This is a genomic window from Marivirga arenosa, assembly GCF_030503875.2.
Taxonomy (GTDB): domain Bacteria; phylum Bacteroidota; class Bacteroidia; order Cytophagales; family Cyclobacteriaceae; genus Marivirga; species Marivirga arenosa.
Genome location: NZ_CP129968.2, coordinates 3,651,431 through 3,673,688, shown reverse-complemented (window position 1 = coordinate 3,673,688; position 22,258 = coordinate 3,651,431). Strand labels below are relative to the sequence as shown.

Below are 22,258 nucleotides of genomic sequence, written 5' to 3'. Positions count from 1 at the left end.
AGCCTTTTTCATTAGAAGAAATATCTATATAAGCGTATTAAAATTGAAATCACCAAACTGGCGAGTAACATGGTGGTCAAAGGAAAGTAAAACCTGAAATTTTCTCTTTCAATTCTAATATCTCCAGGTAGGTTTCCTAACCATTGAAGTTTATCATGGAAAAAGTAGATCAAAATTCCGACTAATATGATAAGTCCGCCTATTATTATTAAATATTTACCAAGATTATTATTCATTGAGTTCTTCAGTAAATTCATCAACTTGTATTCTACTTACTGTAGAAGTAGCCAAAATACCATATCCATTTTCAACATTCGTGTAAATTTGAGATGGCTCGGTAAAGGGGTCGGGATATTGATTATTTTCAATGCTTTTTAAATACAAATAAAAGGATTTACTAATTTTATGAATTTCAATTACATTTTGAGAAATATAGCTGCGTTCCTCATCACTGTATTCATATTTTCTTAAATCATTAGTTCTGAAATTTATGGTGTAATCATTCCCATTAAACAATTCATCTCTTAGAATTTGCATTTGCCCTAAACCTGGTGAATAGATATACTCGATTTGAGTATCGGATGAGTTTAGATTGGTAATAAATTCATTGTAGAGCGTGTCGTATGGATTCTCATTACTCCAACTTTTATTGGTGTCTTTTACCAAGAAAAGGTAGATGTCTTCTGATGAGCTATTATCTTTCAGGGTTATTTTAATATCTGATAGCGATTGATAATTACTTCCAGCAGGGTTTGAAAACGATTCATATTCAAATTCATATTCACTATCATTAAATTTCATTAATGATTTTTCGATTGCTGTAACATCTTCAAAACCATCAACTTTCGCAACGATCTTGTATTCTGTATCGGGTTTAATTTTAATGTTTTCATTCTGATAAAAACCTGAACCAAAGTGCTCCAAAAAGCCAATATCCTCGTTATTTTCAAACAAGATTACTTCTGCATTTTGAATGATGTCAGTTCCTCTTTTGTCAAAAATAAAAGTTGATCGATTTACTTCTACAACAGGGTGTTGTTCAGTTTTAAACCAGGCATTTAATACTATTTTGGATTCATTTTCATCGATTTTCAAATCCACTTCTTTTTGACATGCTGAGAGCAGAATTAATGAAAATAGGATAAACTTTAGATTATTTTTCATTTGGCCTGAATTTAAAGTTATAAGTAAAAGAAGGAATTAATTGAAAAAGACTTATTTGGTTAAAAGATGTTTCTCCTATGCTATTGGTAGTAGTGTTTATAAAAAATGGATTTTGCCTATTGTATAAATTATAAACACTTATAGTCCAGCTTGAACTGCCCCAGTCTTTTTCTTTATGTCGGGTTATACCAAAATCAGCTCTGTGGTATGAGGGCATTCTGTAAGCATTTCGATTACTATATTGGTATACTTCATTGCTTCCGTAAAAATAACCGTCAGAAAATCTAGGCTGTTCTGATAGTGGTGGGATTTTTGCAATAGGAAGCGTTATTGAATTTCCAGTGCCATATACCCAAGTTCCACTTATTTCCCATTTTTCACTAAGGCGATAATTAGTTACAATACTGATATCATGTCTTCTATCATATTTATAAGGAAATACTCTGCCGAAATTAAGCTCATCAAATTGGCGGTTGTTATAGGATAAGGTATAACCAATCCATCCGTTAAAATCTCCTTCTTTTTTTCTAAAAAGGAATTCCGCACCGTAACTCCAGCCATTACCTATAGCTATTTTATCTTCCCAGCTTTCTGTAAGGTTTAGGAAGTTGGAGCCTTCTTTATATTCAATAAGGTTATTCATATTTTTGTAATACCCCTCAACCGACATATCATATTTCCCATCTGCTAGTAAAGAAGAGATTCCAACAGCAGTTTGCTGCGAATATTGTGGCTTAATATTTTCTGTAACAGGAACCCATAAATCAGTAGGCAAACCTATACCTGAATTAGTTAACAAGTGTAAAAACTGGGCCATCTCCGAATAAGATGCTTTAAGAGATAAGTTTTGATTGATTAAGTACCGAGTACTGATTCTGGGTTGGAATGAAGTGTAGAATTCATCATTTACTTTAAAAGCAGATGCATGAATACCTGCATTTATTTTAAGTTTTGGTAAAGGCTCAAATTCATCCTCTACATAAACAGAAAATTCATTTCCATAAATAGGTTTTGTATCTGGGATATTAATATCTTCTTGAAAGTCGGCCTCAAAGTTGAAAGCCTCAGGTCGAAAAATATGATAGATATAATTAGTACCAAACTTTAATGAATGACCATTATTCAAATAATAATCAAAATCAGTTTTCAGACCGTAATCTGTAATTCCTGAATTATATTCCGCATAAAAGTTCTCTACTGTTTCATCATCTGGAGTAGCGTATCTGTAATAACTTTCATTGAATAAATCAAAGTCATATTGACTATAGGTTGCGGTTGTATTCAAAAATAACTGATTAGAAAAAAGGTGATTCCATCTTGCAGCAGTAGTCCAATTACCCCATTGGATTCCTGATTCATCTTTATATTCATTTACAGATATTGCATCCTCAAACTCGTATTCATCTCTGGCGTAAAACTTATCTTTACCAGTGTAAGCGCTTAAATATACTCGGTCCTTATCAGAGAACTTATAATTGATTTTACCATTGAAATCATGGAAGAAATAACCTAGATCAACATCATCTGTACTGGCTCTGATAATTGGCCTAGCCAATACATCTATATAAGTTCTTCTGCCGGATAAAATAATAGAAGCTTTATCCTTAATTAATGGACCTTCAACTGATAGTCGTGATGATATTAAGCCAATCCCACCATCAGCTTGCCAGTTTTTCATATTACCATCTTTCATGTTAATGTCGATCACTGAAGAAAGCCTACCCCCATATCGAGCGGGAAATCCTCCTTTTACGACTTCCACATTACTAATAGCATCAGCATTAAAAACAGAGAAAAACCCGAAGAGGTGAGAGGCATTATAAACAGGTACTCCGTCTAATAAAATAAGGTTTTGATCTGGTCCACCGCCTCTTACGTAAATTCCACTACTTCCTTCGGAGCCACTTTGAACTCCAGGCATCAATTGAATCGTTTTCAAAACATCAACCTCTCCTAATAATGCGGGTATGGCTTTAATATTTTGAGAAGTTATTGTAATGCTACTCATTTTTGTGAGTTCCAGCTCAGGTCTGGTTCCTTTTACTACTACTTCGGAGAGATCATCGGATATGGAGAGCTCAAAATTAATAGTAGTATCTCCATCTAATTTTATGAATTTTTTGACAGTAGAATATCCAACATAAGATACTTCTAAAGTTGCCGTATCAGCAGATAAATTCAGACTGTAAAAACCATAATTATTGGCGGATGTCCCTTGTTTGGTAGCGGGTTGCCAAATGTTGGCACCAATAAGGTTTTCACCTGTTTCTGCATCTTTAATATAGCCACTAATTCTATTTTGGGCAAAAGAGTGATAGCTAATACTAAAGAATAGTATAAGGAGTAAAGAATGTTTCATGTAATACCAGTGGTTGATAGTTTGATTTTGTAACTAAATACAAACGTAAGTTAATTGGTGGTATTATAGAAGATTAAAAGAAATAATATTATTTACCTTTGATGCTTCAAATTATAGAGCTGTGAAAAAAATAGATTTTAATAATCATCCCAGATCAGATCATTTTAATTTTTTCAATTCATTTGATGAGCCATTTTATGGTGTAAATATAAATCTAAAGTGTAGTGAAGCTTATAACTACTGCAAGGAAAATAAAATATCATTTTATAAATATTATCTCCATAAAATTATAATAGCTGTCAATAGCGTGCCCGAAATGCGTTATAGATTAATTGAGGGTGATGTATATGATGTTGAAACTGTTCATATTTCTGCTACAGTTTTAAGGTCCGATAAAACCTTTGGTTATTCTCGTATGCTCTATTCAGATTCCTTTGATGAATTTTCAAAAAATGTTCAAAGTGAGATTGACAGAATCGAAAATGAAAAAGGCCTTGATTTGATGGGAGGGATGGTAGATGTTATTCATTTTACAGCTGTACCATGGATGAAATTCACTTCAATATCACATGCCAGAAATTTTAAGTTTCCTGATAGCATGCCGAAAATATCAGTTGGAAAGATATTTACTGATAATGGAGAGACTTTTATGCCATTTTCAGTTCATGTAAATCATGCATTTGTGGATGGCTATCATTTAGGTCAGTTCATTCAAAAGTTGGAAAGCTTGATTTATTGATTTCTAAACACATTATCACAAATAATAGCAGTAGCCATAGCAGCATTTAATGATTCTGCTTCCCCTATTCTTGGGATAGTAATGTGATTGGAAATCATTGGAATTAACTCTTGATTAATACCATGTGATTCATTCCCTATTATTAATAATCCGTTTTGCTTAAAGTCTGTTTTGTGTACATTCTCTCCTTTTAATAATGCGCCATAGATTTCCCTATCCTTTTGCTTTTTTAAGAATTCAGATAAATTTTCTCTATATAAATTAACTCTGAAAATAGACCCCATAGAAGCGCTTATAACTTTAGGGTTGTAAAATTCAGCTGTTGTGGAGGAGCAAATAATATTTTTGATTCCATACCAATCTGCTAACCTGATAATGGTTCCTAAATTTCCTGGGTCTCTGATATCATCTAAAACTAAATCAAATCCAGCAGCGTTATATGTTGGCGGAGTTTTTTCATAGACTACTGCTAGCGCATCAGCATTACTTTTAAATGTACTGATGCTGCTAAGTTCTTTCTCTTTTAAAATTTCGACCTCAATATTATTTGAATTTATTACATTTTGATTTTGAGATAAAAATGAATCCGTAACCAATAAGTTTTTAATTTTGTAGGAAGAATGGATCAGTTCAAGGGTGTTTTTGGCACCTTCAACTAGAAAAAGCCCTTCTTTCTGTCGGAATTTCTTTAATTGAAGAGATTTGATGAACTTTGTATTATTCTTAGTAAGCATTTAATCGATAGCGCTCAAATTGATTATAAAATTAATAAAAACCTTTTTACTGTTAAGTATAGTCTTTTTTAGTTCTTGTGTGGGTACAAGTTACCTACAAAAAGATGAAAAGCTTCTATACAAGCAAAAAATCAAAGGTAATGAAAATATATCTTCTGATCGCTTAGAAGACCTATATAGACAGAAGGCCAACAGACGCATATTACTTCTTCCTTTTTCACCATTTGTTGCAATTTATGAATTAGGAAAAGCGGAGTATGATGCAGAGGAAATTCAAAAAGAAAAGGAGAATACTCAAGCCAAATTATCGTCTAAAATTGAGCAAGCTAGAAATAATGATAAATTTAATAAAGCTACTCGTTTAGAAAGAAAACTGAACAAGAAAAATCAAAAATTCAATACAAAACTTGAAGACGGTAATCTTTTTATGCGTTGGGGAGAACCACTTGCAGTATATGATTCATCAAGAATAGAGGATACTAAAAATCAAATGGAATTATATCTGGAATCAAAAGGGTATTTTGATTCAGAAGTAGATTATACTGTTGATTTTAGAGGGGTTACTAAAAAACATGCAATAGTTACTTATCATGTAAAAGAGAATTCAGCCTATAGAATAGATACTATATTTTATGATGCAGGGGATGATAAGACGATAATGAGCGTATTGATTGGCTCCAAAAGAAATAGCCTAATTAAAGTAGGTGATGTTTATGAACAAAGTAAACTCACATCAGAAAGGGAGCGAATAGAAAATATTATGAAGGATAATGGGTATTATACCTTTTCCAGACAATATGTAGAATATAATGTTTTCAGAAATCCTGATACTACAGCTCTCGGTTTAGAAATTCTTATAAATAAACCACAAGGTTTAAGTAAGCACAAAAGATACGCTTTAGATAAAGTTAATTTCACTACTGATGTTAATACTCAGATAGGTGGACTTAAAAGAACATCAGAAAAGTTTAATGGAATTGACTATTCCTATTATAATTATTCATACCGAAAAAAAGTATTAGACCAAAGAGTATTCATTAGACCAGGAGAATATTATAGTTTAGAAAATACGCTTAATACTCAGCGACAGCTTGCAAATTTAGATATGTTCCGTTTCGTAAACATAAAATATGATACAGCGGGTGGTGATTTTATTGCTAATATTTTCACAAGTCCATTAGAGAAATTTCAGCTGAGTAATGAGGTAGGGGTTAATGTAAATGTAACCTTTGGTTTACCCGGGCCTTTTTATAATGTGTCGCTGAAGAATCGAAATCCATTTGGTGGCGTAGAGATAATGGAATTATCTGGAAGGATTGGATATGAAGCAGTGGCAACTCTATCGGATCAAACTAATGTAACAACAGCTACTGAAGCAAGAGCTAATTTAGGGTTTACATTTCCTCATTTTCTTTTTCCATTAGGAACAACCGTTAAGTCAAAATTTGCTTTATTAAACCCTAAAACTAAAACAAGTGTCGGGTTTAATTTTACGCAGAGACCTGAATATGAGAGAAGTAATTTGAATGGGAGTTTTGGTTATTCTTGGCAAAATAAGAAGAGATGGATATATGATCTTACTGTAACTGATGTTAACTTTATTGAATCCGCCCTCGATAGTACTTTTCAACAGTTGCTTGAAAGAGAAAGCCGCTTTGGAGGCCAGCTAAGTAGATCTTTCCTTCCCTCATTTGTTTCTAGTAGTTCAATTACAGTCTCCAAGAATTTTAATAATTATGGTCAGGCGAAAAGTAGAGCGAGCTATCTAAGGTTATTTGCGGAAACAGGTGGGAATTTACTAAATATTAATGCAATCAATGAAAGCTTAAATCAAGATTCATTACAATATTTTCAATTTTTGAAAGCTTCAATTGATTACAGAACCTATATTCCTTATGGTAAAGAAAGTACTTTTGCTTATCGTTTTAATGTTGGAGTAGCGAGACCTTATGGACGTTTTTCCGAGGATATTCTTCCTTATGAAAAATATTATTTTGCAGGGGGTAGTAATAGTATTCGCGCTTGGGCTCCAAGACGTTTAGGTCCAGGTAGCTTTGTTGAGACCGATGATGAAGGTAATTTCATCTATAATTTTGAGCAACCGGGAGAAATAATATTGGAAACAAGCTTTGAAGTAAGAAGAAATCTGATCAATTTCTTAGATGGGGCTTTATTCCTAGATGCAGGAAATGTTTGGACATTTGCTGATGATGCAGAAAACCCTGGGAGTCAATTCAAGCTTAATGAGTTTTACAAAGAAATTGCGATTGGAACAGGTTTTGGTTTACGTATTGACTTTTCATTCCTTATTCTCCGATTTGACTTAGGATTTAAATTATACGATCCTGCTAGAGAGCCAGGAGAAAGATGGACTATTTCAGAATGGAATTTAGGAACAAGGCAGAACTATGGCCCTGCCCTTAATATTGGAATAGGTTATCCATTCTGATTTTTCTTATTGCGAAAGACATTTTTAATATCCTCTATAGATTCTTCAAAGCTTTTTGATATATCGCGCAATACTTCTTTATTGTCTTCTGTAAATTTATCGAAATCTTTTTCTAAAGATTCTTTATTCCTTTTCAACTCAGCAAGCCTTTCTTTTAATTCTAGCTTTTCAGAAATATTGCTGCTGCTTACTTCTTGAAGTAATTCATCTATTCTTCTTCCAGCCTTTCTGAAGAATTCTTCGGCTTTACCACTAGTGTATTCCATGTCCTATTAAATTATGTAGTAATCAAATTTAATAAAATCAATTATCAATTTCTCTATCAGCATCTGATTAATAACTTAATTAGTTTTTCTATTTTCTTGCTGGCTTTTTAAGAAATCATCAGAATGCCTTTTTTTATACCATTGCATAACTCCAAAACTTAAGAAAAAACCTGATCCAGCCCCTTCTAATATTATGATGAATGAAATGGTAAATGCATTCAGATAATTCCCAAATGGTTCTACATTTTTAATTTCCATTAAAAAATCAGGATTCCCCATTAAGTAAATGAAAATAAATGTGGCAAAAGCTATGGATGAAATCGCTGCTGTAAGCATTCCTGTTCCTATTCCTTTAAAATAATTGAATTCAGAATTATGCTTTTTAATCGATTTTATAGAGTATAATACACCTGCCCCCATAATAAAGATATTGAGTGCTCTTAATTCTAAATTATGTTCAAGACCAGTAAGCTTCATTATTATAAACAGAGCAATTAGTCCTAGTAAAACACCAATTCCTCCAACAATACCATTGTATTCAATTGAATCTTTTTTCATAGGTAAACATATATTGGTTCATCATATCAACAGTCAATATTTACTATTGTTACGAATCTCTCATATTTGTATTTTTTTGTATAGATGTAATAGAAGATTAGTATTTCAATTAAAAACCAATGGTTTTCCTTTACTATGCTTTATATTTGCAAACATTATGCAGGGTAGTCAAATCATGCTAAATTCAAAAAGGAAAACAATATATGTCATATTCATGCTGACAGCTTTTATAGCTTCTTCATGTATAAATAATGGAGCTAGAAAATCAATGCCAAAAAAGAAGCCTTTACCATGCCCTGTAAAAGATTGCTAAAATGAGGAAAATAGTTATTGCAATAGATGGATTTTCTGCTTGTGGAAAGAGCAGTACAGCAAAAGAAGTAGCCAATCAATTAGGATATAATTATATCGATTCAGGAGCCATGTATAGGGCAGTTACCTTATATTTTCATGAGCATTATATCACAAGTGATAATCCTAAAGAAGTTTCAAAAGCATTAGAAAATATAGACATTTCATTTAATTTTAATGAAAGAATGGCTTTTAGCGAAACTTATTTGAATGGCTTAAATGTTGAAGAGGAAATTCGAAAAATGTACATCTCGAATCAGGTAAGTAAAATAAGTGCTATTCCTGAGGTGAGAAAAGATATGGTAAATCAACAGCGTAAGTTAGGAAAGAAAAAAGGGGTTGTGATGGATGGAAGAGATATAGGCTCTAATGTTTTTCCTAATGCTGAACTAAAAGTTTTTATGAAGGCAGACTTAACTGTTAGAGCTGAACGAAGACAAAAAGAATTGTTAGAAAAAGATCAGCTTGTCCCTTTACCAGAAATTGAGGAAAATTTATTGGCAAGAGATAAAATGGATTCTGAAAGAAAAGAGAATCCATTAATTATACCTGAAGATGCTTACATCTTAGATACAAGTGAGCTTACTTTTCCAGAGCAAGTGGAATTTGTATTACAATTGGCTACTGAGAAAATGATTGAAAATGATGGATAAATTACAAGTTACGATAGATCAAGATTCTGGCTACTGTTTTGGCGTTGAATATGCTATAAGAATGGCAGAAGATGCGATGCAGGATACAGAGAAATTATACTGTCTTGGTGATATTGTCCATAATGATATGGAGGTCAAAAGGCTCTATAACAAAGGGCTACGAGTGATTTCTCACGAAGAGTTGAAAGAACTTAAAGACTGTAAAGTATTAATTCGTGCACATGGTGAGCCTCCTGAAACTTATAAGCTGGCATTGGATAATAATATTGAGTTGATTGATGCAAGCTGTCCAGTTGTACTTAAACTACAGAATAGAGTTAAAAATGCGCATGATAAAATGTGTGCTGATAAGGGTCAAGTAGTGATTTATGGTAAGAAAGGTCATGCCGAGGTTACAGGTCTAAATGGTCAGACAAATGGTAATGCGATCATAATTATGGATGATGATGATCTTGATAAAATTGATTATACAAGACCTGTTACATTATTTAGTCAAACTACAAAAAGTACCAAAGGCTTTTACGATATAAAAGAGAAAATAGAAAAGAGATTAGAAAACTCTCAAGCAGACTTAAGAGAAGGGGAGATGGCTACTTTAAATGCAAATGATAGTATTTGTAGACAAGTATCCAATCGCGAGCCAAAATTGAAAGTTTTTGCCAATGAACACGATGTTATCCTTTTTGTAAGTGGTAAGAAAAGTTCAAATGGCAAAGCGCTCTATCAAGTTTGTAAAAATCAGAACGAGAATAGCTTTTTTATAGAGAATGAAAAAGAAATAAATACTGCTTGGTTTGAGGGTAAAAAAACTGTTGGAATATGCGGTGCAACTTCAACTCCAATGTGGCTAATGAAGGAAGTGAAAAAATTTGTAGAAAATATTAAACAGGAAAGCCTTCTTAGCTGTTAAGTAAAAGTTTTGTGTAGATTGGATTTCGTGTAGCATTATTATAATAAAAGATTTTTTTTAGCAAAATAATTCTTAATTTTGCCTCAATTTCAAATAAGGGTTCATTGTTAAATAAAGACATGTCTCATACCATTAAACTTAAAAAAGGATTTGATATTAATTTAGCTGGAAAAGCTGAAAAAAGTATATCAAAAGCACCTAAACCGGAAACGTTTGCTATAAAACCAACGGATTTCCCAGCTATCACTAGGCCTAAGTTATTAGTAGAGGAAGGAGATTCAGTTAAAGCTGGAACACCTCTTATCTATGATAAAATGGCTGAAAATGTAATGTATTGCTCTCCAGTGAGCGGTGAAGTTGCAGAAATTAGAAGAGGTGAAAAGCGTAAATTACTAGAAATTAGGATTTTAGCGGATAAAGAGGTTGAATTTGAAGATTTCGGATCTCATTCAAAATCAGATATTAATTCTTTAGATGTTGAAAAGGCAAAAGAATTGATGCTAAAAAGTGGTGTTTGGCCTAATTTGGTTCAAAGACCTTATGGTATTGTAGCTAATCCTGAAGATAAACCAAAAGCAATTTTCATTTCAGCTTTTGATACCCATCCTTTAGCTCCTGACTATAACTTCACTTTTAAAGAAGAAGAGGAAGCTTTTGCGGCAGGTTTAGAAATAATTAAGAAATTTACTGATGGAAAGGTTCATGTCAATATTTCGGAAGATAGAGAAATGTTGAAAATGTTCAGCCAAGCAGAAGGTGTTCAAATTAACAGATTCTCAGGAAAACATCCTTCAGGAAATGTTGGCGTTCAAATCCATCACATCGATCCTATTAATAAAGGAGAAGTAGCATGGACGATTAAGCCTCTTGGAGTAATTCAAATAGGTAAATTATTCTTAAATGGAAAATACGATGCCTCTAGAAAAGTAGCATTAACAGGGTCTGAAGTTAAAGAACCTCAGTATTATGATACTTATGCAGGAGCATCTATCAAAAACATCATTAAAGACAATATTAAAAGTGATCACGTAAGATATGTTTCAGGAAACGTACTTACAGGTGAGCGAATTGATGCTGATGGTTATCTTGGCTTTTATGACGAGCAAATCACAGTCGTGCCGGAAGGTGATTTTGAAGAATTATTAGGATGGATTAAACCAACTACTTCAAAATTAAGCTTCCATAGAGCTATTGGTCTTTTATCTTTCTTAAATAAAAAGAAAGAATATGTATTGAATACCAATACTAACGGAGAAGAAAGAGCATTTGTGATGACAGGTGAATTCGAGAAAGTTTTACCAATGGATATTCTTCCTAATTATTTATTCAAAGCTATAATGGCTGAAGATTTTGATGAAATGGAAGCCTTAGGTATATTCGAGCTTGTGGAAGAAGATGTTGCGCTATGTGAATTCATTGATGTTTCAAAACATGAATTACAGATCCTTTTAAGAAAAGGAATCAACTTAATGATAAATGGATAATAGATAGTTAATCTTTATGGTTAACATCAATAAAAATAATCATACTATACAATATGAATCCAATACAAAAATTCTTCGATAAAATTGAACCTCTTTTTGAGAAAGGGGGGAAATACGAGAAGTACTACACATTGTACGAAGGTCACCGTACAATCCTTTTTAGGCCTAAATTAGTAACGGGTAAAAAAGGTGTTCAGGTTAGAGATGCAAATGATTTAAAGAGAACCATGATCACTGTTGTGATCGCTATGATTCCTTGTTTACTATTCGGAATTTGGAATATTGGTCATCAGCATTTTTTAGCTATAGGTGAAACAGCTACTTTTTTACAAAAAATTGGAATAGGAGCTATGCAAGCTCTTCCAATTGTAATCGTATCCTACGCAGTAGGTTTAGGTACAGAATTTACTATATGTGTGATAAGAAATCACCCTGTAAATGAAGGCTACCTTGTAACGGGTATGCTTATTGCTTTAATTATGCCGCCAAGTATTCCATTATGGCAAGTTGCTTTAGCTACTGTTTTTGCAGTTGTTATTGCTAAAGAGGTATTCGGTGGTACTGGGATGAATGTACTTAACGTAGCATTAACTGCTAGAGCATTCCTCTACTTCGCTTATCCAACTGATATTTCAGGTGAGGTTTGGACATACTTAGGTGATGCAGCAGTTGTTGATGGTTATTCTGGTGCAACTGCTTTAGGTGTAGCATACGATACTGCATTGAATGGTACAGGATCTGTTGTTTCTGCTTTTGGAAATTATTGGGCAGAAGGTATGTATTCATTTTCAAATATGTTCTTAGGAGCTATTCCAGGTTCAATTGGAGAAACTTCAACTTTGCTAGCATTAGTGGGTGCTCTAATATTAATTATAACAGGAGTAGGTAGCTGGAAAATCATAGTGAGTGTTTTTGCAGGTGCTTGGTTAATGGGATTAGGATTTAATGCTATTGGTGTAAACGCATTTATGGATATGCCAGCTCATTACCATTTAGTAATTGGAGGTTTAGCATTTGGAGCAGTTTTTATGGCTACGGATCCAGTGTCTGCTTCTCATACCGAAACTGGTAAATGGATTTATGGATTATTAATTGGTGTTCTTACTGTAATAATTAGAGTAGTAAATCCAGCTTATCCGGAGGGAATTATGTTAGCCATTTTATTGATGAATGTATTCGCTCCATTAATCGATCATTATGTTGTTGAATCAAATAAAAAGAGGAGGTTAAAACGTGCAACAGTCTAATTCTTATATTATCATATTCTCCGTCATTCTTACTGTAGTATTAGGCGGATTGTTAGCGGCTACATCAGTAGGATTAGGGCCAATCCAACAAAAATCAGTAGAGTTGGATACAAAGAAACAAATTCTTGGTGCAGTAATGGATGTAGATTCCGATATGGATGTATTGGCTACCTATGAGAAAGTTATTCAATCTGAAGTAGTTGATTATCAAGGAAACATTGTTACTGAAAATAGTGAAGGCAATGAAATAGTTGCAGAGGATGTAAATGTTGAAAAAGAGTTTGAAAAAGCTCCAGAAGATAGACTTTATCCTGTTTTTAAATTTTTTGGTAAAAATGGAGGTGAAGAAATCGAATCTTATATCCTACCTGTTTATGGTAATGGTCTATGGGATAACATCTGGGGATATGTAGCACTTGATACTCAAGGTAAAACAATCAAAGGAGCTGTTTTTGCACATGCTGGCGAAACTCCTGGTTTAGGGGCAAGAATTACTGAAAGTGAGGTTCAGAAAAGATTTGAAGGTAAAGAGCTATATAACGATCAAGGTGAATTAGTATCAGTTAAAATGTTAAAAGGGGAAAACAATCCTCCAAGTAAGCTTGATGCGCACCATGTTGATGGAATGTCTGGAGCTACTATTACAGGGAATGGTTTAAATGCCATGCTTGAGAATTACTTCAGTCATTATAAGTCATATTTCAATAAAAAAGGAGCAACAGCATCTTTATAATTTAAAGAGACAAAGATATGAGTACAGAAACTGTAGATAAACCAGTAAAACAAGAATCAGAGGCTCTTCTTTCCAAAAGAAGAAAAAAAATTGTTTCTGATCCATTAAATGATGATAACCCGATTACCATTCAGGTATTAGGTATATGTTCTGCATTAGCGGTTACCACTCAAATGAAACCAACAATGGTAATGTCGATTGCGGTTATTTTCGTAATTGTGTTTTCTAACCTTTCTATATCTTTAATTAGAAAGGCAATCCCTAACCGTGTTAGAATCATAGTGCAATTAGCAGTGATAGCTACTTTGGTAACCTTAGTAAATGAGGTGCTAAAAGCTTTTGCTTATGATATGTACAAAGAATTAAGTGTATTTGTAGGTTTGATTATCACAAACTGTATCATTATGGGTCGTCTTGAAGCCTTCGCTTTAGGTAATAAACCTTATGATTCGGTTTTGGATGGTTTAGGCAGTGGTCTAGGCTATGCTTGGATAATCTTAGCGGTCGCTTTTTTTAGAGAATTATTTGGCTCAGGTGCTGTATTTGGTTTCGAGGTATTCGAAGCAATTGGTTTCTCTAAAGAGGGATGGATGGGAGTTGATTATCAAGCCAATGGTATTATGGTAACACCTGTGGGTGCCTTCTTCATACTCGGATTAATAATTTGGGTACAAAGAAACAAGACTGGTTACGTAGAACATTAATCGCTAAAATTTTTATACAATGGATTTAATTAATTTAGGAATAAAATCAATTTTTATAGAAAATATGGTATTTGCCTATTTTCTAGGAATGTGTTCATTTTTGGCGGTTTCTAAAAAGGTAAGTACTGCATTTGGATTAGGATTAGCAGTAGTTTTTGTATTAACAATTACTGTTCCTACAAACTGGTTACTAAGTGAATATATCTTAAATGAAGGAGCTTTAGCTTGGATCAGTAAGGATTTTGCAACTGTAGATTTAAGCTTCCTAAGCTTTATCATGTATATTGCAGTAATTGCTTCTATGGTTCAGTTAGTGGAAATGGTTATTGAAAAAACTTCTCCATCATTATATGGTTCATTGGGTATTTTCTTGCCATTGATTGCTGTAAACTGTGCAATCTTAGGGTCTTCTTTATTTATGGCTCAAAGAGATTACAGCTTATCTGAATCTGCAGTTTATGGATTTTCATCAGGTATTGGATGGTTCTTGGCTATTATTGCTTTAGCTGCAATTAGAGAAAGATTAAAATATTCAAATGTTCCTGATGGATTAAAAGGATTAGGAATTACAATGTTAATCACTGGATTAATGGGAATTGCTTTCATGTCATTCATGGGAATCTCAATTTAAGGTATCCAAATAAAATATTATCAAGCCTTGGTGAATATCATCAAGGCTTTTTTCGTTTTAACTTTTTTATTGCATTATGAAACAGAAGATTTTAAGTAAAATAGGAAGTTATTTTTTCAGAGGACTACTTTTTGTTGCGCCCATTGCCTTTACAATATTAGTTATTCAAGCAGTTTTTAATTGGCTTGATGATTTGCTACCTGTTGAAATTCCAGGTTTAGGAATACTGATATTATTTACTGCTATCATAGGAATTGGCTATTTAGGTACCACTTATTTTATGAAGCCTGTATTTGAGGTATTTGAGACATTTATTAAACGAATCCCTTTTTTAAGTTTAATCTATAATTCAATAAAAGATTTAATCGGTGCTTTTGTAGGCGACAAGAAAAAATTCAATCAACCAGTTATGGTTCAGTTTGATGAGAATGCTAAAATTTTTAAACCTGGTTTTATTACTCAAAATGATTTAAGTAAGCTAAGCCTTGATGGGTTTTCATCCATTTATATGCCTCACTCTTATAATTTCTCTGGTAACATTATTATTGTGAAAAATGAATTAGTTCATCCATGGAATATTAATAGTACTGATGCAATGAAATTTATTGTTTCTGGAGGTGTAAGCGGTATGGAAGAGATGTAATGTTTGATTGAAAAAACACCTGTTAATATAGTTAAAACACCTAAAAATATAATAATAAATCTAAAAAATATAGTAAAACGTATATTTTATCAATTAATCTATTTGTAAGTTTCTTTCTCTCTGTGTGTGTTATTATATTTGTTATCTTAACAAGATATTTATAATAGGGGAGAAGTTTTGAATGTAAAAGTTAAATATAAATCGTTTATCGATGCTAGTTCCACAGGAGATATTATCTCAGCAATAGTAATTAGTATTGAGTGTATTATAGCTTCTGCTGTAATACTTGTTAATATATTAAACTAACTGCTTTTTATTTCTTTCTACTTCAATTAATTTTCCTTTATGCAAGAGGAAGATAAATTGTTTAAAGTATATAAATCATCTGCAGGAAGTGGGAAGACCTTCACACTTACAAAAGAATATTTAAAACTCGCTCTCCGTTTTCCTGATCATTTCAAAAAAATATTAGCTGTAACCTTCACAAATAAGGCTACTCAAGAAATGAAGGAGCGTATTATTCAAAATTTATTTGAATTTACACGCTCTACGGATTCAGTTATGGCTCAACAGCTAAAAGCATATCTGAATATTAACGATAGCCAAGTAAAGCAGAAATCAAAAGATCTTTTGAGCGCCATTCTACATAATTATAGTAGATTTTCAGTTCAAACAATTGATACTTTTTTTCAAAATGTAACCCGTTCCTTTGCCAGAGAACTAAGTATTCAGGGTGATGGTGAGCTGTTATTGAATACTGATGAAGTTCGTCAATCAGTTTTGGATTTATTGTTAGAAGATATTAGTGATCCCAATAATGTATCTTTAAAGAACTGGGTAATTGATTTTTCTATCAATAAGTTAGAAGATAAAGGAAGATGGGATGTGAGAAATGATATACTATCATTTACTGAAGAACTATTAAAAGATGATTTTAAAGTTATAGAAGAGGCTTTAAATTATGACTTGAGTGATTATAAAAAGCTTGACGCATTTAAAAAGTATATTCAGGAAATAATTGCCAGTTTTGAAAATACGTTAGATGGAATTAGTAAGAAGGCTTTAAAACTAATAGAAACGAAGGGCTTAAGCCTAGATGATTTTAGTGGTAAAAGAAGATCTGCACCAAACTTTTTTAATAAGATCAATAAGACTACTAAAAATTATGATTTAGCAAACCTTGTAAATAGTACTGTTAAAAAAGCTTTAGATTCTGAAGGTGAAACTTTAGCAGCAAAAACTTCTACTCATAAAGAGCTAATTATTCAAACTGCTAAAGAGGGATTGTTAGATTATTTTAATGAAGCGATTGAGTTTATTAAGAAAAAAGGTAGCGATTATAGAACAGCTGTAAATATCCATAAGAATATTTATTTAATAGGATTAACTCGACACTTTAATCAAAGACTTGCGAATTATAAACAAGAAGAAGGAATACAATTTTTATCAGACACCACTCAGTTTTTAAATGAAATCATAGGTACTGATCCTACAGAAAGTCCTTTTGTGTATGAAAAAATGGGAAGTTTTTATGATAACTTTCTAATTGATGAATTTCAGGATACTTCAACTTTACAATGGCAAAATTTTAAACCCTTAATTGAGAACTCATTAGCCGAAGGTAATGAAAATTTAGTGGTAGGAGATGTAAAACAATCTATTTATAGATGGAGAGGTGGTGATTGGAGACTTCTACTAAAGGGCCTTAAAGATGACATACCAACTGCATTTTATCAAGAGAAAGAATTAACTCATAATTTTCGAAGTAAGCCTAATGTTATAGATTTTAATAATGATCTATTTACTAGTCTTCCAGAATTAATTATTAGCCAAGCAACTAATAAGAAGACAAATCAATTTTCAGAGGATGTCGAACATTTACTTCAAGATTTACCCGCTGCATATCATGAGGTAGTTCAACAAAAGAAAGATAAGTATCCATTCGATGGATATGTGGACCTACAGTTTTTTGAAGAGGAAGTATTAGAAAATGGAGATAAAATTAGCTGGAAAGCTAAAGCGATTTCAAAATTCATTTCAGATTTAGAAAAGCTTCAGGATGCGGGCATTAATTTAAAAGAAGTTGGAGTTTTAGTTAGAAAAAAATCTGAGGGGATTGAGATTCAAGACTATATTGAAGTGTACAAAAAAGAGAATCCTGAAAAACTGAGGCGCTATCATTATAATATTATTTCAGATGAAACACTCCTACTTTCAAGTGCTCATATTGTGAATTTTCTTTTAAACTGTTTTAATTATCTCTACACCGAAGATGATATAGCCTTAGCACAGATTAAATTTTATTACCACCAAATCATTCTGAATGAAAATCAGGCAACTCATCAATTGGTTAAAAAGAACTCAACTGATGATTTGATTCCTTCACACTTTTTATCCTCTCAAAAGCATTTAATGAGTTTGAGTTTACTAGAAATGAGTGAGCAATTAATTCAAATTTTCGAATTGAAAAAGATTCAACAAGAAAAGGCTTATTTGTCAGCTTTTCAAGATGTTTTATTAGAGTTTGGAAATAAAGGCGGCATACCTGATTTTATGGAATGGTGGGAGCAGAATAATAGTTCCTATGCTATAAAATTACAATCTGATGAAAATGCTGCTAGATTAATGACTATTCATAAATCAAAAGGCTTGGAATTTACAGTATGTATGATTCCATTATTGGATTGGCAACTGAGTCCGAACGGATTAATGGCTCCAACACTTTGGGTGAATACAAATGGAACCCCTTTTGATAAAATTTCATATTTGCCAGTAAAACATGGTTCTTCTTTAATCAATTCAGTTTTTGAAAATGCGTATTGGCAGGAAGAAGTAAAAAGCTATTTAGATAATTTGAATGTGTTATATGTTGCCATGACCAGAGCAGGAGATGCTTTGATTGTCAATTCAAATGCTAAAAGTAAAACAGGTTATATATCAAAACTTATTCAAGAGTTTGCTTCTGAACATTCTGATTGGAATATAGAAGAATTCAGACTGCAAATAGGTAGTGATGAAGAATTAGTTTCAATTGCAAAAGAGGTTAATCGAAATAAAGATGATGCTACTAATGAGTCTATAAATTTGACATATTACGAAAGTCATAACTGGCATAATAAGCTTCAAATAAAAGAATCTAATGCACTAATAGAGGATGATTCAGGAATATCTAGAACAGATTTTGGAATTTATGTACATGATATTTTATCAAAGTTAAATGATATTCAAGAGTTACCTGTACTGCTTGATAAGTATAAGGCAGAGAAATCATTGTCAGAAAGTGACTTTAATGATATACAAGAAATTGTTAGTTCAAACTTGGAAAAAGGAAGTGACTTACTGGAATGGTTTGAAACGGATTGGCAGGTTAAAACCGAAGTTCCGGTTTTACTTCCAGATGGATCATTAATCCGATTGGATCGTGTTTTAATAAAAGAAAATGAAGCCAGAATTTTAGATTTCAAAACAGGTAAAAAATCTGAAGCAGACAAAAAGCAATTAAACTTTTATAAGAAGACATTGAAAAAAATGGGCTATCAAAAAGTAACGGCTCATTTGGCTTATCTGGATCCTCTTGAAATTTTAGAAGTTTAGTAAAATAAATAACCTTACAAATATCAAATTTAATTGATATCAAAATGACATTCTTAGAAGAAATAGCTCAAAATATTCATCATAAATACGGAGAAGACATTTCCGACTACACTATAATTTTTCCGAATAGAAGAGCTAGTTTATTTTTTAATACAGCTCTTAGGAAATTGATAAATAAACCCATTTGGGCACCCGAATCTATTTCAATAGAGGATTTTGTGAAACGGCAAAGTGAATATGCTGTTCCTGATCAGCTCAGTTTAGTGTTTACTTTACATGAAGTTTTTCAAAAACATGCTCCTTTTAAGGAGGATTTTGAGCAGTTCTATTTCTGGGGGGATATGTTAGTGAAAGATTTTAATGATGTAGATCATTATATGGCTGATGCTAAACCATTATTTGCTAATTTATTTGAATGGAAAAAATTATCAGACACAGATTTCTTAACAAAAGAACAACTTCTATTGATAGAGAAATTTTGGAGAAGTTTTGAAGCAAAACCCAAAGAAGCCCAAGAGAAATTTACACGTAATTGGAATATCTTATACCCAGTTTATGAAGATTTTAGAAATAAATTATTACAACATAAAAAGGCGTATAACGGATTATTATATAGGATTTATGCAGAAAAATTACTTTCAGGTAAAGAAAGGATATCTGATAAATTAATTTTTGCTGGATTTAACGCCTTAACCAAAACAGAAGAAGTCATTATTTCTGAAGCAGTTAAAAATGGAGCAGAGGTTTTTTGGGATTTGGATGCTTATTATGCTTCAAAAGAAAATATAAATCAGGAAGCAGGAAATTTTTTCAGGGAATACGCAAATCATAGTATTTTAGGGAAGACAATGCCTTCTGATTTGCCTAATAAAATCTTAGATAATACACCTCAAATAAATATTACGGAGGTAAAAGGAAATATTGCACAGACAAAATTTTTAGGGCAATTATTGTTGAAGCAAAATTTAGAATTTCCTGAAAAAACTGCAATAATTTTAGGAGATGAAACCCTACTATTCCCTGTTTTGTATGCATTACCTGAAAATATCAAAAAGGTGAATGTTACAATGGGCTATCCACTGCGTTTTGCTTCTATTTATCAATTAATGAATACTTGCCTTCATTTACAGAAAAATAGTAGGACTGATGAAGACAAAATTTCCTTTAATCATAGAGATGTGTTAAAAGTATTGAAGCATCCATTTGTAGGGAATTTATTAGAGGAAGAGGCGAAATCACTTATTCAACATATAGAAAGCAATAATTTAATTCGATTGAAATTAGAGGATTTATTCCTAGAAACTCAAGAACACAATGAGCTGATAAAGATTTTATTTAAAGATGGATCAGAAAATTATTTCCTTTACTTAAGGAATATATTACAATTTGTTCATTCTGAGGAAATAGAAACTACTGAACAAGAATTCACTGCTGAGATATACAAACAAATAAGTCAGTTAGAACAAATAATTAGCGATTTTGATCTATCACTCGATATCAATGCTTTTATACGGTTATTTAATAGAATTATTCAATCTATAAGAGTGCCCTTTTCAGGAGAACCGCTTGAGGGGATTCAGATTATGGGAGTACTTGAATCTAGGAATCTGGATTTTGATCACATTTATTTTCTAAGCATTAGTGAAGACAGTTTTCCTGGTGGTGCTAGTAATCAATCTTTCATCCCCTATAATATTCGTAAAGCGTACGGCCTTCCCACTTTAGAGCAAAGAGATGCTATTTATGCGTATTTATTTTATAGACTTCTTCAGCGATCTAAGGAAATTAATTTAATGTTTAATAGTGATAATACTGGTGGAAAAGGAGGAGAACCTAGTCGTTATCTTTTACAATTACAATATGAATTAGGACTTCAGTCTGAAAAGATAAAACTTCAAAATTTAAATCAAGATCCTCAGGCAGCAGAATCATACCCCATCAGTATTGGGAAAAATGAAGAGATTCGTTCAATTCTTGATCAATATTCTGATGAAAGATATTTATCGGCCTCAGCACTTAAAACTTATTTAAACTGTAGGCTTCAGTTTTATTTTAAATACATAGCAGGCTTAAAAGAAAGGGAAGAAGTAAGTGAGGATTTGGATGCAGCTGACTTTGGTAATATTTTACATCATACCATGGAGGAGCTTTATGGGAAGGTTTTAGGAGAACCGCTGGACCAGAATAAAATCATTTTATTAAAAAAGGATATAGATAAAATAGTTCGTAAAGAATTTGCTGATCTATACGGAAATGGAAAAGATGTAGAAGAGTATAAGTTTGAAGGAAGAAATATCATTATTAGAGATGTGGTGAAAAGAATGATAGCGCAAATTCTTGATTATGATATCAAAATTGCTCCTTTTACTGTAAAAGCCGTTGAAGGTGAATTTGAGTACAAAGTACCATTGGATAATGGTTGCAACATCAGAATGAAAGGTTCTATTGATCGATTGGATGAAAAGGAAAATACAATTCGAGTTATCGATTATAAATCTGGAGGAGATGAGGTTAGGTTTCCGGATGTTGAAAGCTTATTTGACCGGGATCATAAAGATAGAAATGGTGCTGCTATGCAAACTTTAATTTATTCATTTCTATACATTAAATCATCGGATTATGATGGCGAAAAGAGCGTGATGCCAGGTTTATATAATGGGAAAGGTTTATTTCAAAATGATTTTTCTGAGAAACTAAAAATGAATTCTAAAGAGCTGAATAATGCAGTATTACTGATGGATGAATTTGAGGAGGGATTAAAAAAAATCTTGGAGGAAATATTTATCAGTGATCAAGAATTCGATCAAACTAATAAAATAGAGAATTGTACGTATTGTCCTTATAGAACTATTTGCAATAGATAAAAAAAGCGACACGTGAACTAAACGTGTCGCCAAACCTAATTGAACATGAAAACTAAATTGTTATCTGAAATAACTTTTCTATAAACCTGAATGAGAATAAATAGTTTTCAAATTCAGGGCTTTATATAAGAAGTTTTAAAAAGTTTATTTTTTCTTAACCTAGATGAATATTATT

18 protein-coding genes are annotated in these 22,258 nt (G+C 32.2%); 12 read left to right on the top strand and 6 right to left on the bottom strand.

Going from position 1 to position 22,258, the window contains the following annotated elements; all coding sequences use genetic code 11:
• Positions 1-11 precede the first annotated feature (11 nt).
• From QYS47_RS15745 to QYS47_RS15735, 3 genes are read right to left on the bottom strand one after another with little or no spacing between them, the layout of a single operon-like run.
• Entirely contained in the window at positions 12-236 is a 225-nt protein-coding gene (locus QYS47_RS15745) for a DUF2905 domain-containing protein (RefSeq protein WP_322347075.1), read from the bottom strand.
• Positions 229-1,164 (bottom strand): DUF4249 domain-containing protein, encoded by a 936-nt coding sequence (locus QYS47_RS15740; RefSeq protein ID WP_322347074.1) that lies wholly within the window; start codon positions 1,162-1,164, stop codon positions 229-231. Before QYS47_RS15740 ends, QYS47_RS15745 begins: the two co-directional genes overlap by 8 nt.
• Positions 1,154-3,523, bottom strand: coding sequence for a TonB-dependent receptor (locus QYS47_RS15735; RefSeq protein ID WP_322347073.1), 2,370 nt, complete (start codon positions 3,521-3,523; stop codon positions 1,154-1,156). The genes QYS47_RS15740 and QYS47_RS15735 overlap by 11 nt, the downstream gene beginning before the upstream one ends.
• A 121-nt stretch (positions 3,524-3,644) precedes the next feature.
• On the opposite strand from QYS47_RS15735, the gene QYS47_RS15730 reads away from it, so the two are divergent.
• Entirely contained in the window at positions 3,645-4,262 is a 618-nt protein-coding gene (locus QYS47_RS15730; RefSeq protein WP_322347072.1) for a CatA-like O-acetyltransferase, read from the top strand.
• Here the strand turns inward: QYS47_RS15730 and QYS47_RS15725 are convergent.
• Positions 4,256-4,996, bottom strand: a complete 741-nt coding sequence (locus QYS47_RS15725; RefSeq protein ID WP_322347071.1) for a TrmH family RNA methyltransferase — start codon at positions 4,994-4,996, stop codon at positions 4,256-4,258. The genes QYS47_RS15730 and QYS47_RS15725 overlap by 7 nt on opposite strands.
• Before the next feature lie 19 nt (positions 4,997-5,015).
• Between QYS47_RS15725 and tamL the strand changes: the two genes are divergently transcribed.
• The gene (gene tamL, locus QYS47_RS15720) at positions 5,016-7,445 is read left to right on the top strand and encodes a translocation and assembly module lipoprotein TamL (RefSeq protein WP_322347070.1); all 2,430 of its coding nucleotides are present in this window, start codon (positions 5,016-5,018) and stop codon (positions 7,443-7,445) included.
• Here the strand turns inward: tamL and QYS47_RS15715 are convergent.
• Together QYS47_RS15715 and QYS47_RS15710 are read right to left on the bottom strand one after the other, a co-directional pair.
• Positions 7,433-7,711, bottom strand: coding sequence for a hypothetical protein (locus QYS47_RS15715; protein WP_302102017.1), 279 nt, complete (start codon positions 7,709-7,711; stop codon positions 7,433-7,435). The genes tamL and QYS47_RS15715 overlap by 13 nt on opposite strands.
• Before the next feature lie 75 nt (positions 7,712-7,786).
• Positions 7,787-8,269, bottom strand: a complete 483-nt coding sequence (locus QYS47_RS15710; RefSeq protein ID WP_302102015.1) for a DUF4199 domain-containing protein — start codon at positions 8,267-8,269, stop codon at positions 7,787-7,789.
• Positions 8,270-8,583: 314 nt separating this feature from the next.
• On the opposite strand from QYS47_RS15710, the gene cmk reads away from it, so the two are divergent.
• The 10 genes from cmk (at position 8,584) to QYS47_RS15660 (ending at position 22,083) form a co-directional block, all read left to right on the top strand.
• Positions 8,584-9,273, top strand: a complete 690-nt coding sequence (gene cmk, locus QYS47_RS15705; protein WP_308355797.1) for a (d)CMP kinase — start codon at positions 8,584-8,586, stop codon at positions 9,271-9,273.
• A complete protein-coding gene (locus QYS47_RS15700; protein ID WP_322347069.1) occupies positions 9,263-10,183 on the top strand; it encodes a 4-hydroxy-3-methylbut-2-enyl diphosphate reductase in 921 nt (306 codons plus the stop codon). The genes cmk and QYS47_RS15700 overlap by 11 nt, the downstream gene beginning before the upstream one ends.
• Before the next feature lie 119 nt (positions 10,184-10,302).
• Positions 10,303-11,667 (top strand): Na(+)-translocating NADH-quinone reductase subunit A, encoded by a 1,365-nt coding sequence (locus tag QYS47_RS15695; RefSeq protein WP_322348407.1) that lies wholly within the window; start codon positions 10,303-10,305, stop codon positions 11,665-11,667.
• Positions 11,668-11,720: 53 nt separating this feature from the next.
• Entirely contained in the window at positions 11,721-12,914 is a 1,194-nt protein-coding gene (locus QYS47_RS15690) for an NADH:ubiquinone reductase (Na(+)-transporting) subunit B (protein WP_308355800.1), read from the top strand.
• Complete coding sequence (nqrC, locus tag QYS47_RS15685) at positions 12,901-13,647, top strand: NADH:ubiquinone reductase (Na(+)-transporting) subunit C (RefSeq protein WP_308355801.1); 747 nt, start codon at positions 12,901-12,903, stop codon at positions 13,645-13,647. Before QYS47_RS15690 ends, nqrC begins: the two co-directional genes overlap by 14 nt.
• Positions 13,648-13,664: 17 nt before the next feature.
• On the top strand, positions 13,665-14,351 hold the full coding sequence (locus tag QYS47_RS15680; protein WP_308355802.1) for an NADH:ubiquinone reductase (Na(+)-transporting) subunit D: 687 nt from the start codon (positions 13,665-13,667) through the stop codon (positions 14,349-14,351).
• Positions 14,352-14,370: 19 nt separating this feature from the next.
• Positions 14,371-14,982, top strand: a complete 612-nt coding sequence (gene nqrE, locus QYS47_RS15675) for an NADH:ubiquinone reductase (Na(+)-transporting) subunit E (protein ID WP_302102013.1) — start codon at positions 14,371-14,373, stop codon at positions 14,980-14,982.
• 76 nt (positions 14,983-15,058) lie between these two features.
• Positions 15,059-15,625, top strand: a complete 567-nt coding sequence (locus tag QYS47_RS15670; RefSeq protein WP_302123028.1) for a DUF502 domain-containing protein — start codon at positions 15,059-15,061, stop codon at positions 15,623-15,625.
• Positions 15,626-15,970: 345 nt separating this feature from the next.
• On the top strand, positions 15,971-19,219 hold the full coding sequence (locus QYS47_RS15665) for a UvrD-helicase domain-containing protein (RefSeq protein ID WP_322347068.1): 3,249 nt from the start codon (positions 15,971-15,973) through the stop codon (positions 19,217-19,219).
• Positions 19,220-19,263: 44 nt separating this feature from the next.
• Positions 19,264-22,083: a PD-(D/E)XK nuclease family protein gene (locus tag QYS47_RS15660; RefSeq protein ID WP_322347067.1), complete on the top strand. Its 2,820-nt coding sequence runs from the start codon at positions 19,264-19,266 to the stop codon at positions 22,081-22,083.
• Positions 22,084-22,258 lie beyond the last annotated feature (175 nt).